The sequence below is a fragment of the Pseudoalteromonas sp. MMG010 genome (assembly GCF_018100905.1).
GTDB lineage: Bacteria > Pseudomonadota > Gammaproteobacteria > Enterobacterales > Alteromonadaceae > Pseudoalteromonas.
In genome coordinates this window covers 59,715-76,501 of the sequence record NZ_JAGJEG010000006.1, presented here as the reverse complement: position 1 = coordinate 76,501, position 16,787 = coordinate 59,715, and the positions used below count along the sequence as shown (strand labels likewise).

At 39.2% G+C, this 16,787-nt stretch carries 14 protein-coding genes; 5 read left to right on the top strand and 9 right to left on the bottom strand.

Annotated elements, in window-relative coordinates:
- Positions 1-22 precede the first annotated feature (22 nt).
- Complete coding sequence (gene greA / locus J8L70_RS08220) at positions 23-499, top strand: transcription elongation factor GreA (RefSeq protein ID WP_211055063.1); 477 nt, start codon at positions 23-25, stop codon at positions 497-499.
- A 259-nt stretch (positions 500-758) separates the two neighbouring features.
- Here the strand turns inward: greA and J8L70_RS08215 are convergent, their stop codons facing one another.
- Both J8L70_RS08215 and J8L70_RS08210 read right to left on the bottom strand, forming a co-directional pair.
- Positions 759-1,400 (bottom strand): hypothetical protein, encoded by a 642-nt coding sequence (locus J8L70_RS08215; protein ID WP_211055062.1) that lies wholly within the window; start codon positions 1,398-1,400, stop codon positions 759-761.
- Positions 1,401-1,722: 322 nt separating this feature from the next.
- Positions 1,723-2,379 (bottom strand): nitroreductase family protein, encoded by a 657-nt coding sequence (locus tag J8L70_RS08210; RefSeq protein WP_211055061.1) that lies wholly within the window; start codon positions 2,377-2,379, stop codon positions 1,723-1,725.
- Between the two features lie 128 nt (positions 2,380-2,507).
- Here J8L70_RS08210 and J8L70_RS08205 point away from each other — a divergent pair, with 128 nt between their 5' ends.
- Positions 2,508-3,446 (top strand): LysR family transcriptional regulator, encoded by a 939-nt coding sequence (locus J8L70_RS08205; protein ID WP_211055060.1) that lies wholly within the window; start codon positions 2,508-2,510, stop codon positions 3,444-3,446.
- A 22-nt stretch (positions 3,447-3,468) separates the two neighbouring features.
- On the opposite strand, the gene J8L70_RS08200 is transcribed toward J8L70_RS08205, so the two are convergent.
- The gene (locus J8L70_RS08200) at positions 3,469-4,359 is read right to left on the bottom strand and encodes a dienelactone hydrolase family protein (RefSeq protein WP_211055059.1); all 891 of its coding nucleotides are present in this window, start codon (positions 4,357-4,359) and stop codon (positions 3,469-3,471) included.
- Between the two features lie 335 nt (positions 4,360-4,694).
- Between J8L70_RS08200 and J8L70_RS08195 the strand changes: the two genes are divergently transcribed.
- On the top strand, positions 4,695-5,180 hold the full coding sequence (locus J8L70_RS08195; RefSeq protein ID WP_211055058.1) for a GNAT family N-acetyltransferase: 486 nt from the start codon (positions 4,695-4,697) through the stop codon (positions 5,178-5,180).
- A 61-nt stretch (positions 5,181-5,241) separates the two neighbouring features.
- Here the strand turns inward: J8L70_RS08195 and J8L70_RS08190 are convergent, their stop codons facing one another.
- Together J8L70_RS08190 and J8L70_RS08185 are read right to left on the bottom strand one after the other, a co-directional pair.
- Positions 5,242-8,391 carry an efflux RND transporter permease subunit gene (locus J8L70_RS08190; RefSeq protein WP_211055057.1) on the bottom strand — a complete coding sequence of 1,050 codons (3,150 nt, stop codon included), beginning with the start codon at positions 8,389-8,391 and terminating at the stop codon, positions 5,242-5,244.
- On the bottom strand, positions 8,388-9,569 hold the full coding sequence (locus J8L70_RS08185; protein ID WP_211055056.1) for an efflux RND transporter periplasmic adaptor subunit: 1,182 nt from the start codon (positions 9,567-9,569) through the stop codon (positions 8,388-8,390). Before J8L70_RS08185 ends, J8L70_RS08190 begins: the two co-directional genes overlap by 4 nt.
- 141 nt (positions 9,570-9,710) lie before the next feature.
- Between J8L70_RS08185 and J8L70_RS08180 the strand changes: the two genes are divergently transcribed.
- The gene (locus J8L70_RS08180) at positions 9,711-9,974 is read left to right on the top strand and encodes a YkgJ family cysteine cluster protein (protein WP_211055055.1); all 264 of its coding nucleotides are present in this window, start codon (positions 9,711-9,713) and stop codon (positions 9,972-9,974) included.
- A gap of 30 nt (positions 9,975-10,004) precedes the next feature.
- Here J8L70_RS08180 and J8L70_RS08175 read toward each other — a convergent pair whose 3' ends face one another.
- On the bottom strand, positions 10,005-11,861 hold the full coding sequence (locus tag J8L70_RS08175) for a TonB-dependent receptor (RefSeq protein ID WP_211055054.1): 1,857 nt from the start codon (positions 11,859-11,861) through the stop codon (positions 10,005-10,007).
- Positions 11,862-12,053: 192 nt separating this feature from the next.
- Here J8L70_RS08175 and J8L70_RS08170 point away from each other — a divergent pair, with 192 nt between their 5' ends.
- Positions 12,054-12,566 carry a peptide-methionine (S)-S-oxide reductase gene (locus tag J8L70_RS08170; RefSeq protein WP_211055053.1) on the top strand — a complete coding sequence of 171 codons (513 nt, stop codon included), beginning with the start codon at positions 12,054-12,056 and terminating at the stop codon, positions 12,564-12,566.
- A 205-nt stretch (positions 12,567-12,771) separates the two neighbouring features.
- Here the strand turns inward: J8L70_RS08170 and J8L70_RS08165 are convergent, their stop codons facing one another.
- The 3 genes from J8L70_RS08165 to J8L70_RS08155 form a co-directional block, all read right to left on the bottom strand.
- Positions 12,772-13,323, bottom strand: a complete 552-nt coding sequence (locus J8L70_RS08165; RefSeq protein WP_211055052.1) for a DUF4136 domain-containing protein — start codon at positions 13,321-13,323, stop codon at positions 12,772-12,774.
- A 129-nt stretch (positions 13,324-13,452) separates the two neighbouring features.
- Positions 13,453-16,227 (bottom strand): ATPase, encoded by a 2,775-nt coding sequence (locus J8L70_RS08160; RefSeq protein ID WP_211055051.1) that lies wholly within the window; start codon positions 16,225-16,227, stop codon positions 13,453-13,455.
- Positions 16,227-16,772: a hypothetical protein gene (locus J8L70_RS08155; RefSeq protein ID WP_211055050.1), complete on the bottom strand. Its 546-nt coding sequence runs from the start codon at positions 16,770-16,772 to the stop codon at positions 16,227-16,229. The genes J8L70_RS08160 and J8L70_RS08155 overlap by 1 nt, the downstream gene beginning before the upstream one ends.
- Between the last annotated feature and the right edge of the window lie 15 nt (positions 16,773-16,787).

Sequence of the window (16,787 nt, the reverse complement as noted above, 5' to 3'; positions counted from 1 at the left end):
CTTGGTGTAAAGTGAGATAAGTATGCAATCAATTCCGATGACAGTTCGTGGTGCAGAATTAATGCGCCAAGAACTTAACGAATTAAAAACAGTAACCCGTCCAAAAATCGTTAATGATATTGCGATTGCACGTGAGCACGGTGACTTAAAAGAAAATGCTGAGTATCATGCTGCGCGTGAACAACAGGGTTTTTGTGAAGGACGTATTCAAGAAATTGAAGCGAAACTTTCAAATGTACAAATCATCGATGTCACTAAAATGCCAAATACCGGTAAAGTTATTTTTGGTACAACCGTGAGCATAGTTAACGTTGAAACCGACGAAGAAGTGAAATACCAAATCGTAGGTGATGATGAGGCTGATATTAAGCAACAACGTATTTCGGTTAATTCGCCGATTGCACGTGGCTTAATTGGTAAAGAAGTTGATGACGCTGTAACAATTAAAACACCTAACGGTGATGTTGAGTTCGAAATTATTGACGTTGAATACCTTTAATATTTAACTCACTAAAAAGCCGCAATTTATTATTAAATTGCGGCTTTTTTTATATCTAACAATAAGTTGATGTTTTTTACAAACCTGCATAAATAGTAAGTCAATTTTACCCAGTATCTAGAATATATACTTTGAATCATATTAGGAGCGGAAATAAATTTATTCTACGCTTGCATTCACGGTAACCCGTTTTTAACCTGTTTATTACCGACTCGGTAAATTAATTATACTAAAGCTAGCAAAAACACACCTTACAAACTCAATCGAGTAGGTGGCTAAAGTGACGCTTTATATATTTTCTTGTTCGAGAATAGTGAGGTGAATGCCTCCATACCCATTGTATCAACGCTTTTGATTCTTGTGCACGTGTATCATTATCTAAATTTAGCATTGCTATTTTTAGTTTGCTTTCACACAAGATGGTGTTGAACATTGTTTCGAATTTTATGAAGTCATCATTAGTACGATTTAGTTCAAGTGTTCTAATTACGTGGGTAAGCAGTTTATTTGCTAAAATCGGGTTGTAACAAATAATTGGATCGCCATCTGCTAGTGGGAAAAAAAGGTTCCCTAATGCATTAGCACTATATAAACACCCTCTAGCAGCGTACTCAGCGAGCAAGCCCCATTTTTGTTGAGCTGTTTGTATATCCAAATCATGCTCAGATTGACATAAAGCAGTGTAAGTTTCACATGGCAAAGAAACGTTTGTTATCGCTTTTATCGCAAGGTATTTTTCATTTTCAGTGAGGGAGTGTGAAAGCCTTTTATACGCTTCAATAACGCACTCAACATCACTTATACTTGAGGGGAAAAGCTTTATAACGAACTGAGCATAATCAAGACCCGTCATTAAACTTAATTGCGTGCAAATATTTCTCACAACCTCATCGGTAGTCACACTTACTTCAAAACATCCCACTATTATATTAAAAAATAAATCATGCGTGTGATGGTCGCTATACCCTCGCGTTTTTATTATGTAGTCAGTTGCGATATTTGCTAATTCCGTGGGAGGTTTAATTTCCTGAATGGTCATATTTTTAGAATAAAACTATTAGCTGTTATGTATTATTAATAACTTAATTACTATAAAACAAAATGTCAACGCAGAGTTTAGTTTGGGCAGGGCATTGCTTGGTAAAGAAGTTCGTATATGGACTTGAGTACAGTTAACTGCTTATTTAAATATGCGCAGTAAACTGTACTTTATAAATGAAGGCTTATAAAACCTGAATAACGTGCTCTTTTGCTAAACGCGACTTAGGTAGTTTTGCATTGTAATCTTCAGCCTCATCATGATAGCCAAGCGCCAGTGCGACGTTACAAATGTAACCATCAAGCTCTTGTGCAAATATTTCACCAATAAGCTGAGCATCGACACCTTCCATTGGGGTTGAATCAATGCCTAAGCGGGCAGCTGTATGCATTGTGTTACCCAATGCAATGTAAGTTTGTGCTTGGGTCCATGCTGCATTATTACCTTTCTCATTGGTATTTAAATCGACAAACGCATAAGCACCAAATGCTTGGTCACGGTTTTCAGCTTGGGTACGGCCATTTTTAATATCAGCATCTATGACGTGTGCGTAATCATCACGGGTATATTTAGGGTTGTGTGCAAATAAAATGATGTGCGACGCTGTTTTAATATGTGGCTGATTAAATTGAAACTTATTAGCGAAGGTTGTGTGCATACGCTCTTTAGCTACATTCGATTCAATAACAATAAACTTCCAAGGTTGTGAGTTAATTGATGAAGGCGAAAGGCGCATCGCTTCATAAATCACGGCGAGCTCTTCAGCTGGAATGCGTTTACTTGGATTGTAGCGTTTTGCGGTATAACGTGTTTGTAAATCACTAATAATTGGGTGAGTCATTATATTCTCCAAATGGATAAAATGAGTAAAGTTGTTATTTACTGTTGATGAGTTAATTATATCGCTTGTATTGAATTAGAAAAACAGCATAATAATTGAATCATTATCAAAAAATATTAGATAATAAAATGAATGTTGAAGACTTAACACTTATTTTAAAAGTAGCGCAATGTCGCAGTATTAAACTAGCTGCCGCTAAACTCGATATGCGTACAGCAACAGCGAGTGCTGCTATAAAACGAGTTGAAGCGAGTTTAGGCTGTGAGCTATTTATTCGTACTACCCGCCATTTAAAGTTATCGGTGGCAGGGGAGCGCTATATTCCTCAATGTGAAAAAGCGTTAATTGTTTTAGAAAATGCGAAGCAAAATATTAAAAGCGAAAACGATGAAATAAAGGGAGAGTTACGTATTGCGTTATCATCTGATTTAGGACGTAATATTGTGAGTCCATGGATAGATGATTTAATTGATAAGCATCCAAAGTTAACGCTAAGAGCGCATTTAAGCGATAGTAATATCGATTTTTATCGTGACTCTGTTGATATAGCATTACGTTATGGCTCACCGAACGATGCTAATGTCTATGGCTTTAAAATTTGTAACGTTCCGCGCTTACTTTGTGCTACTAAACAGTACCTTTTAGAGCACGGCGAACCGACACACCCAGATGAATTAACGTCTCACGAAGGTTTATTTTATCAGCTCAATGATATTATCAATAACACGTGGGAATTTACCGACACGGTTACGCACTATAAAGTAAAAATGCAGGGGCGGCGTGCATCAAACGACGGCGATTTAGTGCGACGTTGGTGCTTGGCTGGTAAAGGGCTTGCGATAAAATCAGCTCTCGATATTGCCGATGATTTACTTAACGATAATGTTGTAAGCGTGATGAAAGATTATCAGCATATTGAAGGCGAATTATGGTTAATTTGTCCAAGTCGGCAGTCAATTACCCCTGCTGTACGTTTACTTCGCGATGAATGTCGTGCCAGAAGCTACCATTTATTAAATAAATTAGTGCGTAAAGGGGTGCTAAATAAAAGCGTATTAACCTATTAAGGCTAATACGCTGATGGAGTAATTAGCTTAGTTTTTCATTAAAAAATGCAAGGGTACGTTGCCAAGCAAGCTCTGCATTTTTTTCATCATAACGCCCGGTTGAGTCATTATGAAAACCATGATTAGCGTTTTTGTACATGTGCATAGTGTACTCAACATTGTTTGCTTTTAGGCTTTCTTCATAATCAGGCCATGTAGCGTTAACACGCTTATCAAGCTCACCTAATTGAATCATCAGTGGGGCTTTTATATTTTTACGCAGACTTTCACTGGCTGGGGTGCCATAAAATGGAACACCTGCACTAAGTAAGTTGCTATCTACCGCGGCTAAATAATTAACAATGTATCCACCAAAACAAAATCCTACCGCACCTAACTTACCATTACTCAGTGGGTGTGATTTTAAGAAGTTAGCTGCAGCAACAAAGTCATTTTGAATTTTTTCTCTATCCATCGTGCGCTGCATCGCTCGGCCTTCGTCATCATTGCCAGGATAACCCCCTAATGGAAATAGTGCATCTGGTGCAAAGGCCACAAAGCCCGCTTTAGCCAAGCGTCTTGCAACATCTTTAACGTATGGGTTTAAGCCTCGATTTTCATGGATCACTAATACCACCGGAGCGTTACCTGTGAGGTTTTTGGGAGTGACTAAATAGCCTTTACCCGTACCGTGACCGGTTGGCGAAGCAAACTCCTCATAGGTCGCTTTTATATCGCTGTCATTAAATGAGACTTGCTCAGCCATTGCGTAATTTGGTAATAACGCCGAGGTGAGTACACTCATAGAAAAACCAATGGCGGCTAACCCGCCTAATTTCTTCATAAAGGTGCGTCTATCCATCAAACCATGGGCATATTCATCGTACCAATCAAAGGCTTCTTGTGGGATGTGTTCTGATTGTGGTTTAGTCATGGTAATTCCTTATTGATAAGTGTTATTTTAGTTTATTGTTGGTTTGATCAACGACTTAAGCTGATATAATTTTTATTAGAATCGGTTTATTTTTACGCTTAACATGCTCGCTCTATTGGGTTTAAATAATACACATAGCTAAGTTATGGCATATTGCCTAATATATCGGCGAAAGCGCAACAAAAATATAAAAACTGCAGCACAATAAATGACCACTAAGTGAACAAATATTCATTCTTAAAGTTCACTAGACCTTAAAAACAGCAGATAAATTTCACTTTAATCATACTAAAGTGAAGTCTGTTATAGGGTCAATCTATTTCGATGGAGTACATATGACACAGATAACGATACGTAAAGCGCAGCGCGATGATGCCCAACTGATTTTACATTTTATAACCGAACTAGCTATTTATGAAAAAGCCGAACACGAAGTACTGGCTACAATTGATACTATAAAAACCAGTATTTTTTCTGATGATAGCCATGTTAATGCACTTATATGTGAAGAGCAGGGCGAGCCCATTGGAATGGCCATCTATTTTTATAACTATTCAACTTGGTTGGCAAAACCGGGATTATTTTTAGAAGATTTATACGTATCACAGGCACACCGTGGCAAAGGGGCAGGTAAATTGTTATTAAAACAACTTGCTAATATTGCATTAGATAAAGGCTGTGGTCGTTTTGAGTGGAATTGTCTCGATTGGAATACACCATCGCGTGAGTTTTATGAATCAATTGGTGCACAATCACAAGATGAGTGGGTGGGTTATCGGATGTCGGGCCAAACGCTGATTGATTTTGCAAAAAAAGCATAATGACATTCGTGTTTACGATTAAAAAAGCTCGGCATGTGCCGAGCTTTTAGGTTAAAGGGATTTAGTGGTTAGTTAATACCGTTGTTGTGTCATCTGATGTTGGTTTACCTCGCATTTTTCGAATTAAGCGCTTGGTATCTTCAAGTGCAACGTACTGACAAGGTATTAATATCAGTGTAATTACCGTAGCAAACAGTACGCCAAAGGCCAGCGACACAGCCATTGGAATTACAATCTTCGCTTGTAAACTGGTTTCGAGAATAATAGGAAGTACGCCAATAAATGTCGTGATAGAGGTCAGGAGTATCGCTCTAAAACGTTTCGCACCCGCTTGCATAACTGCTTGATTAATCGACACGCCTTCTGCGCGCGCTTTATTTACAAAATCAACCATAACCAGTGAATCGTTCACTACAATGCCTGCCACTGCAATAATGCCAAACATCGAAAGCCCGCTCATGGTCATACCTAAAATGACGTGACCAAACATGGCACCGACTACACCAAATGGAATAACCGACATAATAATAAGCGGCTGTGAGTAAGAGCGAAGCGGTATTGCTAATAAGGCAAATATAATCATCAGCGATATAGCAAAGTCGCGTAATTGCTCATCGGCGCTGTCCATCTCTTCTTGAACACGCCCAGCCAGATTGCTTTTTACGCCAGGGTAGCTTTTAAGTAAAGAAGGTAAATAGTTATCGCGAATCTCTTGTGCAATTGCAAACGGCTCAACTTGGTCAGTATTTACCGCTGCCCACACATTAACGGTACGGTTTGAGTTTTCGCGGCGAATACGGTTTACGCCATCAACCAGTTTGATTTGTGCAACTTCGCTTAACGGGACTTCAGCACCGCTTGGCGAAATAATCCGTGCGTTTTGAATGTTACTAATTGAGTTACGTTCGCTGTGTGGATAGCGGATCATCACTTTAATTTCTTCGCCTTCGCGTAAAATACGCTGTGCTTCTAATCCGTAATAACTAAAGCTTACTTGCGATGCAATATCGGCAAGGGTCAGCCCCATGCTGTAAGCCAATGGTTTTAAATCAAGTTGTACTTCGTCGGTGGCACTTTGCAGTGAGTCGTTTACATCGCCTACACCTTCCATGGTTTGTAACTTAGCTTTTAGTTTCCCCGCCACTGCTTTTAGCTCATCGGCATCTTTGCCTTGCAATCTAAAGCTCACGTCGCCATCGTCACGGCCACCACTAAAAATATTATCTTCAATATTGAGTGTTTTAACACCGGGTAATGGTGGCATTTGCTCGCGCCAAAGCGCACTCAGTTCAAAGGTGTCGATAGGGCGCAAGTGTGGCTCTACTAAAATAGCCATTATGTTTGCTTCGGTACGTCCACGTAGGCTGACCGATAAATCTCGGATCATGCTTTGGCCGTATTGCTCTTCAAGCTGCTTATCTACTTTAAGTAAAAGGGTTTCTATTTTACGTGCGGTTTCAAGGGTTGCTTGCTCAGAAGAGGCTAAGTTCATTTCAAGTGAGATTTGTGGAAAATCATGCGGTATTTTCGGGTTAGGAACAAACTTGACTAAGCCCCCAGCAAACATACCTGCACTGACTATTAAAATACATAAAAAGCTAATAATTACGGTATAGCGATAATGTATGCAGCGCCCTATAAATGGCGTGTAATAGTTTTGTACAACGTTTTTTAAACCCTTATCCACCACATTGCGTAACTTATGTAATGGGTTTTTAGGGTTGGGTTTACGCGGGTTCATAGCCGCGATATGCGCCGGCAATATAAGCTTTGATTCAATTAATGAAAAAATTAAGCATAAAATGATCACCACGCCAATGGCTTTAGAAAATGCGGCGTTTGGTCCTGAGGCCATCGCTTGTGGTAAAAAGGCAGCAATAGTCGTTAACACCCCAAAGGTGGCAGGCATAGCAACACGCTTTACACCCCGAATAACGTTATCAAGACTATGGCCGTGCTTTTCTATTTCGGCACTAGCAGACTCACCAACAACAATTGCATCGTCTACGACAATACCGAGCACAATAATAAAGGCAAACAACGACACCATATTAATGGTGATGTCTAAAAAGCCGACTGGCATAAACAAAAAGGCACCTAAAAATGAAACTGGTAAGCCCATCATGACCCAAAATGCTAAACGTAATGGTAAAAATAGCGCTAAAACTATCATGACTAAAATGCCGCCCCATAACATGTTTTCTAACATCATATCGAGTCGACCTTCAAGGTAATAAGTAAAATCGACAATGGGTGATAATTTTACTCCGGCAGGTAACTGCGACTCTTTTTCTGCCATAAAGCGTTTTATAATTTTTGCTATATCGGTAATATCTTGATCTTTTGAAGCCCCAATTTCAAACGAAAGTGAATTTTGACCATTATATTTTGAGTAAAGTAGGCCTTCTTCAAAACCATCGTTAATGGTTGCAACATCGCCTAAAGTAATGTGTGCGCCATCTGCGAGGGTGATCAGTGGCAAGTGTGCAAATTCGTCACCACGGTAAGCCTGTTTTTCTACACGCATTGAAATATAGCCGGTGTCAGAGCGAATTTGCCCTGCCGACATATTGGTAGAAAAGCTTTGCACAGCATTTGAAATATCTCTAAATGTAAGCCCATATTCACGTAATTTGTCTGGGCTAACTTCTATGCTTATTTCGTAATCTAAGCCACTGTAAAAATCAACTAAGTTAACATTAGGTAAGGCTTGTAGTTCATCCTTTAAATCGTTACCGAGCTCTTTAAGCTGGTAGTAGCTCAAATCGCCATACAGTGCGAGAATAAGCACTTCTTGTTGATATTTTTCACGTTGAATGATCGGACGTTCCATACCCGCTGGAAAGGTATTAATTGAATCTACCTGAGCTTTAATTTCGTCTAGGGCTTCTTGTAAATCGTATTTTTCTTCTATTTCTACCCAGGCCTGAGCATAACCCCGGTTAGAGTAGGTAATTAAACGTTTAATACCCTCAGTACCTTCTAGGTTTTCCTCTACTTTTATGGTTATGCCTTCTTCAACTTCTTGCGGGGCTGCGCCTGGGTAAACGGCTTGAATACTCACCCAGTTACTTTCAAATTGTGGAAATGCTTGCTTACGAATTGTCAGCGCCGTTAAAAGCCCGCCAATAAGTATAAAAATCATAATTAAGTTTGCAGCAACAGGGTTACGTGCAAACCACGCAATTAAGCCTTTTTCTGAGATACTCATGGCGTATCCTCTTTAAGCGCTAATTGGGTTGCATCGCTTTTAGTGACGGTACCTTCTAATTTTACAACCATCCCTTGTTGAGGGTATTCAAGCGCTGAGGTAATTAACTTATCACCGAGGGTTAAACCGTGGTCGGCAATCACTAAGCCATTTTGCTTGCGTACAATATTGAGCGTTTTAAAGCTTAATGTTAAATCGTCATTGAGTACTGTAATTTGATTATTTTTAACTAAGTGATGAGGAACAACAATGGCATTATCGAGTGCTCGCCCTTGAATAGACGCATTAACATATGAACCAAAACGCAATGGCTTTGTAATTTGTTCATACGGTGTAGGAAATTGGGCGACCAGGTAGCTCATGCGGCTTTTTTGATCGATGACGCCTTCGCTGCGAATTATTTTAGCATTCCATGTACTTTGTTTACCTGCGTAATTTGCGCTCAATGTCACATTTGCGCCGATGCCACCTTGTTCTAAATATTGCAGTTCGTTATCAGCTACAGGTAAACGTACTTGCGCAACCGAAGTTGCACTGAGTGCGCCAAAGCTACTACCTGGATTAACCACCGATCCTAAACTAATTGAACGCTCGTTAATAATGGCATCATAGGGAGCTTTTATATAAGTACGCTCTAAATTACGATTAGCGCGTTTTACACTGGCTTGCGCAGAGCGATAGCGCGCGAGTTTTTCGGCTAATTGAGGCTTACGTAAATATAGCCCAGATGCTTTTGCATGATTTGAATCTGATTTTATACGTTCCCATTCTGCTTTAGCGACATGGGCTTGTGCGCGTTCTATCTCAAGTGCTGAACTCGCTTGGGCTAAACCCGCTTGAGCTTCGATTAAATCAGCTTCGTAATCATTTGCATCAATTCGTGCTAAAATAGCGCCTTGCTTTACAAATTCACCTTCTTCAAAGTCAGGCGAAACCGAAATAACTTGCCCACTTACTTGTGCAATAAGCTCGGTACGTTGTTTAGGCATTACAATACCGTATGATTGAACGTCGAGCGTAATGGCATCAATGTTTACCGGCTGTGCTGTTACAAGCGGGCGAGTATCTTGCGCTGGTTTTTCTTTTGGCGGTTGCTTCATTTGCGATAAAGCAAACGTTAAGCCAATACCGCCTAGTAATACGGCAATAGGAAGTAATATTTGTTTTTTAGTAGCCACAAGGCATTCCTTCATAAATTTGGTGACACCGCAATATTACGCAGAAATGTGTTTACAAAGGGTGTAAAGATGTAACAAAGCATTACACAACTTTGTTTCAGAGTTACAATTAGAGTTAAATATTCGATAAAAGAGGGTGTTATGAAACCACAAAAAATGGCATGCAGGTTAGGGTGCGGCGCATGTTGTATTGCCCCCAGTATTAGTTCGCCTATTCCAGGAATGCCCAATGGTAAAAAGGCTGGAGAACGCTGTATTCAACTCAATGAGGATAATTTGTGTAAATTATTTGGTGATGCTACACGACCAAAAGTATGCAGTGATTTTAGTGCCACAATGGATGTTTGTGGCACAACGAATGAACAAGCATTCGCACTCATTACAGAACTCGAGCGGTTAACTTAAAGCCAATACTTGTGTACTTTAAGTTACATTCTACCAGCTATACGTTGCACTTAATGTGTACTGCTCGCCTCGACCGGGTGTCCCGGGTATTTCTTGAAATGACTCATCCCATACATTATCTCCGGCAAGAGTAATAAATACATTGCTTATTTGAGGGGGAGTTATTTTTAAACTAATGTGGGTAAAAAGCGCATTATCACCACCGCTGCGTAAATTATTATGTTGCTGTGAGCGCCATTCGTTATCAATTTTAAATTCTAACAACCCAATCGGTTGCCATACTACACCGAGTGTGAGTCGATGCGTGGGGAAATTTAAAGCATAAAAGCTGGCATCAATATCCTCAGCGCCATAATCTTCTGCCTTATGTAAATGGGTGTAGCTAGCAATAACTTCTGCGTTATCAAAGTGTTTAACTGCAACTAACTCAACACCAGTGGTATTAATATCAACCGGGTTGGCAAAACGCGCTGAGGTTGAATCAAAGTTATAGGTCCAATCGGTTAAATTATCGTCTTTACGATAAAATAATGCCGAATTTAACTGCCAGCTTGCGTGCTCCAGCTCAATACCCAGCTCTAGGTTTTGTGAGGTTTCGCGTTGTAAGTTGTGATTACTTCTAAACAAGCCGCCAGTTTCACTGCCACCAATGGCAGTATAACCCGCGACCTGACTTGCTTGCGCATATGAAAGGTAGACACGGTGTGCACCTGCGTCTTTATGTTGGCTAGTAAAACTAATGTCACCAATTAGTGACAGCTGTGAATCATCACGGTTAGTATCATCAAAACTGGCACCTAAGCGCAATACAAGCTGTTGTTCTGCATTTAAATCAACGCTGTATTGAGGTAACACGCTGATTTTATAGTAATCGCGAGAGGTAAAGTTGTTTTCAAGTGACGTTGACTCAATTGAATCCGCAAGAAACTGTGTTGAGTAGTTTATTGCCCACTGTGGGTTAACGTTATGTTGTCCCGATAAGCCAATGGCGTTGACTTTAGTTTGATGAAATGCCTCAAAAATAGCTGGGTTTTCTCTTGAATAAACATAGTGATCTTCGTGTTTTCGGTTATAAGCCGATAGTTCAAAAAAACTGTCATTTGCATAGTGTTGCTTGTAGTTAAGCATAATCAAACGCGTTTCTAAATCTTCCGTTTCGTTAACACCAAAGGGGGTATACAAATTAGGCCAGCCAAAAAATTTATTTTGTGAACCAAAAAATAAATCTGTTTGTGAGTTTTCATCAATAAGCTGAATTCGCCCAGCAATACGTTCAAAATCGTGGTCACCATTATCAATAGAGCCGTCGCTTTGAGAGTGAGAGTATTCGCCTTCAACGCCTAAACGATAATCGTATTCAGTGGGTTTAAACACCGTACTGGCGTTAATGCTTTGCAAATTAAAATCGTTATTGCCAACCCCCAACGAAACACTGCCACCGCCAGTGATTGGTCGCCAATTAAAGGCCACCGAACCGACGGCGCTATTCATACCCGCAAGGGCGTTATCGGCACCGGTCAGTATTTTTGGAGCGGTTAACATTGAAGGCGCGATAGGAATTTCGCTTACGTAGTGTCCTGTTTGTGGATCGAGGAGTGTAGCACTACCAATGATAAACCCGGTGTTTTCAAAAATACCACCACGAATAGTAATATCAGCTTGTGCTTCGGCCATATTACGTGATTGTAAATCAACACGTGGATCATATTCTAAATTAGATACTAACGAATCAAAAGTACCCACAGGTAGGGTATTCGCTGTTGGAGACACGTGAACTGTCATTGTTTCTATTGGGGTTTCGGTATTACTTTGCTGCTCGGCGCTATATGCAATACTCGATATACTGCATAATAAAGTAGGTAATATAAAGTGTGTGGCGCGATTCATGTCAGTGATCCATTGAATGTGAGTTATGATTTTAAATGCCACTACTTAAAGAGTATTTAAGCAGGCTTTTTAGTCGTGTTAAACTGGGCTAAGGCAATTTTTTTGCATATTGTACATGAATTAAAAAGGGGTGCAGGTTAAAAATAGCCGTTACCTTAAAGTTAATAATTATAAACACATAGAATGGGTTATATGAAAACAAAGCAAACTATCGACACAGCATTAACGCACCAAACAGTTTATTTTGCGGGAGGGTGTTTATGGGGCGTTCAAGAATATATGAAACATTTACCCGGTGTAATTAGTACACAAGCGGGGCGGGCTAACGGCACCCAAACAACCACACAATGTGAGTATGATGGGTATGCAGAATGTGTAAAAGTATGCTTTAACCCCGAACATGTTGAACTTGCACAATTACTCGGTTATTTTTTTGAAATTATTAACCCATATAGTATTAATAAGCAAGGCGATGATGTGGGATTAAAGTATCGTACGGGTATTTACAGCGAGCAATCATCACATTTGTTAGCGGCTAAGGAGTATATAAAGCGCCGAGATGATAGTGAGCGTGTCGTGGTTGAAATTAAACCTTTAACTAATTATGTAAAAAGTGATTTAGAACACCAAGACCGTTTAACACATTACCCCGATGATTACTGTCATATCCCCACTATATTGCTGCATAAATATAAAAAAGATTAAGCTCTACTTACGACATAAATACAGCTAAGCAATGATAATAATGCGTTTGATATGGGGTTAAAATAAGCTGTTTTTGTTATTAGGGTTTAATAGTATGAGGGTGCAATTGATATCAACACATTTAATGTCATCATTATTGTGATATTTATTTTTAGACTAAACAAAAAAGCTCACACACGGTGAGCTTTTAAAATACACTTATTATTTAGTGATCATCTTTTGGAGGGAAGTTACTTAAGATAGCTTCTACAGTTTTATTAACCGAGGCTTCACGTTGCTCTGGTTTTTGTTTTTTCTTTAAGCGACCTTCTTTAGCACCACGCCAAATCAGTTGATTTGAAACACGATCAACCACATCTATCACTAACGTGCCGACTTCGTATTCACGTGCAGAAGTTTCTTTTTGATAACCAAAACCCCAATAATTCCAACGGGCATGGTAGCCGGTATTAATCGTATCTATATCAAGCTCTTTATCAACTGAGGCATGGTAATTAATAAGCACATCGGCTTGAGTTGCATCAACCATCGTCATATTGTGTTGCTCGGTTAATTGCGTGTATATTGCGTTACGAACACGCTTTTCCATTAATTCATTTATTTGGTAATTAGACGAACTTTTTGTAAGGCTTGCATCTTCTATCCATGCGAAGGTTTTGTAGTTGCTAAACTTGACCGACTTATCGTAATCCCAGTCTGCAGTTTGTGAACATGCAGTTAATAGCATGAGTAAGGCAACAATTAGTATATTTTTCATTATGTTTGCTCCAAAAGAAAGAGTTTATTTAAACTAACATATTTAACTAAACCCAGTACAGTTAATTACTAAACAGGGCAGAGTTTCATTTAATCAATGGCTTTGTGAATAAGACCTGATATTTTAATTTTAATGCTCAACTTCTATCCAATCTTTTTCATCGACCCAATTTTGACTTCCTTGTTTCACTGCTCGAATAGGAACAATGTAGTCACAACTAATTTGTGGTTTAACCGAGGCAAAAATAGGTACAAAGCCAAAGCTTAAAGCGGTTTCAATAATCGCTTTTTGGTTTTGTGGGTCAATATCGGCGGCCTCATCGATATAAATAGGAATACGATATAAGTTTTGCTCTTGTGAACTTAATAAATAGCGAATAAACAACATTCCACACAATAGTTTTATCGTAATACGGGTGCCGTTTGAACCGGCTGAGTCAATTTTTTCAAAATGTTCTGTTTCGCCAGCGCGGTTTACTACCTCAAAACGAATATCAAATAAATCACTTAAGGTCAGTCCTGCTTTTTCGCTGGCAAGTTTAATAAGGTGATCTTTTGCTTCATTTACCGCGCTTTCGCTATATGGTTCTTGGCTGAGTAAATCGAGCGTATCGCCTTGTTCAAACTGGTGCGAGGTATTAATAATCGTATCAATGCTGTCTATCAGCATTTTTCGTGGCATAACATTAATTTTAAATGCTTGTAAATTAGATATACGATGCTGACTAATACCTTTATTAAAGCTATTCATTTCGCGGCGTAAGCGATCTAAATCTTCACGTAGGCCTTTTATAGTGGCGGCCACTTCGGTTAACGCAACACGTCCTTGGCGCTCTACGGCATCACGTTCATTATCAATATTATGAAATGCACTAATTAGTTTTTGATATTTAGTAAACTCGTCGTTTTCGTTATCAAATTTAGTAATGCCGCCATTATAAATATGTAAATATGTATTACGGACATTAATATCGAAATTCCTCAATTCTTGACAGTCTTTATTAAAGTGATGAATTAAATCACTTAAGTTGTCAAAATCGATCGTAATATCAATCATATAAGGGGTAACTTTACCTGAGTACAAGTCTAATGTATGGTCTATTCGCTCAGACTTCACTTGGCGTAACCGTTCACTTTGACGGTGTATTTGAGCTTGTTTAGCTTTAATTAACGAGCGTCTATCGGCAATAGAGCCGCTATTTTTTTGAATATCTTGTAAGTATTCATCAACTTGATCTCGCTCGGCCAGTAGCTGCTCGTTAAGCAGGTGTTGTGCATCTACCGATTGCAACATAATCGCGTATTGCTCTTGGCGTTTTAATGCACTTTCTAAGCTCATCAGCTCATCGTAAAGGCTGTCTTTTTCTTGTTGTTTTTGAGCGACATTAGCGGCCACATCGCGTTGTTGTTTAAACTCTTTTAATGAGTGCTCAAGTGCTTTGAGTTGTGCATTAAGTTGTTCTTTATTTTCACCACTTTGCATTTGTACTGGTGATAGTTTTTTTAATTTAATACTCGCACCCGGTAAGCTCAATACCCCACTTTTAACGTGGTCGCTTAATAGGGCTAAAAAGTCGCCAAAAGCTGCGTCGTCATCGATTGTGATATCACCACTGCTGGTGGTTGAAAATGACATTAAATCGGGATTAAATAAGCGCGAAATTTCTTCAACTTCTTTAAGCGATAAATCTTCGCGCATACGAGTAAATAAATTAAACTCTAAATTTTTCAGTTGTAGCTTTAAGCTTTTAATTTGCTTTTGTGTTTCGCTAATACGGTAATCAAGGGTATGTAAGCTTTGCCCCTGCGCACTACTGATTGAATGCGATAAGGCTTCGTATTCTTGTTTTAACTGAGTTAAGTTTGTTTTTAAGGTGTTGTGATCAACCAGTTCAAATTCATTTTTTAGGGCGTTAAAATCTAAAAACCATTGTTCGATTTGCGTTTGTCGGCGCTCTATATCACGCGATTGCTGTACATATAAGTTTTGCTTTTGTTCAAACTCGTGTTTTTCTTGTTCTATATCTTCTAATGCCAACGCTAAATCGCTCAGCTGAGCTTCTTGGTAACTGTCAAACTCGGCTAACGCGTTATCTATTTTAGGCGCATAAGCGGCTAACTTTCCTTTTAATACGGTTTGGTTCTCGAGCATAGATTCGAGTGCGGTGATTGGATCTTGCATTGATTCGAGCGCATGTAACTCTTTTTTAGCACGGTTTACTTTATCAAATGAGCGACGCCAGACTTCATAAAAATCGACCTTTGAGTTTGACATGTGGCGTTCAAAAACACGAAGCATAAAACGCTTTACATCGCTGGCACCTAATTTATGTAAATTAAGAATACGGCGGAATATTTCTTTATAAATAGCCGAATCTTGTACGTTATTAAGCGGGATCATTTTTAAGTTAATATCGTTATCAAACGGGGTTGCTCCCCCGGTGAGTAACGCGTTGAGTTCTTGTGCTTTAAGCTCTATAGGATTAAAGCCTTGCTCTTTAAGGTGAGAAAATAGCTTAGTGAACTTTATAATGGTGTTACCTTGGGTGTATTGCGCTAAGTCTAAACTCCCTTGGTAACAAAAATATTGATGAGCATAACCGGCTATTTTACCTAAACCAGCAACTCCAATAACCACGTTGCCATGGGGTAGGTTGGCTTCAAGTAAAATATAGGATTGGTCAGATGAAAAATAAAACTTTCGGGTCTCATCTAAGTCGTGGCCGTCCCATTCGGTTAAGCGTAAGTCGTTGATTAATGGAAATTGTAACGCATTAATTACCGAGCTTTTACCGGTATTGTTTGGAGCGCAAATAGAGCTGCTTTTATCAAGTGGGATCACACACTTTGCATAGCCTGCGGTATTTAATAGAGCGAGTTTGCTCAAACCATATAAATTTTGCATTATGCGTCCTCTGCCATGTAGGTTTCTTCGTTCACTTCCATTAGTGCATCAATGTATCGGTAAATAGGGGCTTGTAACATAAAGCCAGTGGCTACTTCGCGGGCAAGACCTAAACGGACCATTCTTAAATACACATCTTTGCGTAAATCAGAACCCGAAAAAATTTCGAGCTGGTCAAATAAATGCTTATTAAGCTGCACAATGGTTTGCATAAGCTCTAAATCGTTAACTTCATCAAAGATAGCACGCATAGGATCTTTACCTGTGTTGGCAAAGTGCTCAATTAAAATGTAAATAGTCAGCGCAATTGCGCGCGAAATTTTTCCCATGTTAGGTGTGCTTTCGTTGCTATTAAAATAATAAAAACCGCGGCTGTCTTTATTTAACTGATGGCCTAAAGCAGTGAATAAGGCTGAATAAGCATCAAGGTGTTGATCAAGCTCTTGCCATAAGGTCATATCTTGTTCGCAAATATGATATCCGGCCACCAATTTTTTATTAATGTCTTGAAGCTGAGCTAACTCATTTAAGTTTATTTGTGTCATAAGGTGTGTACTTAG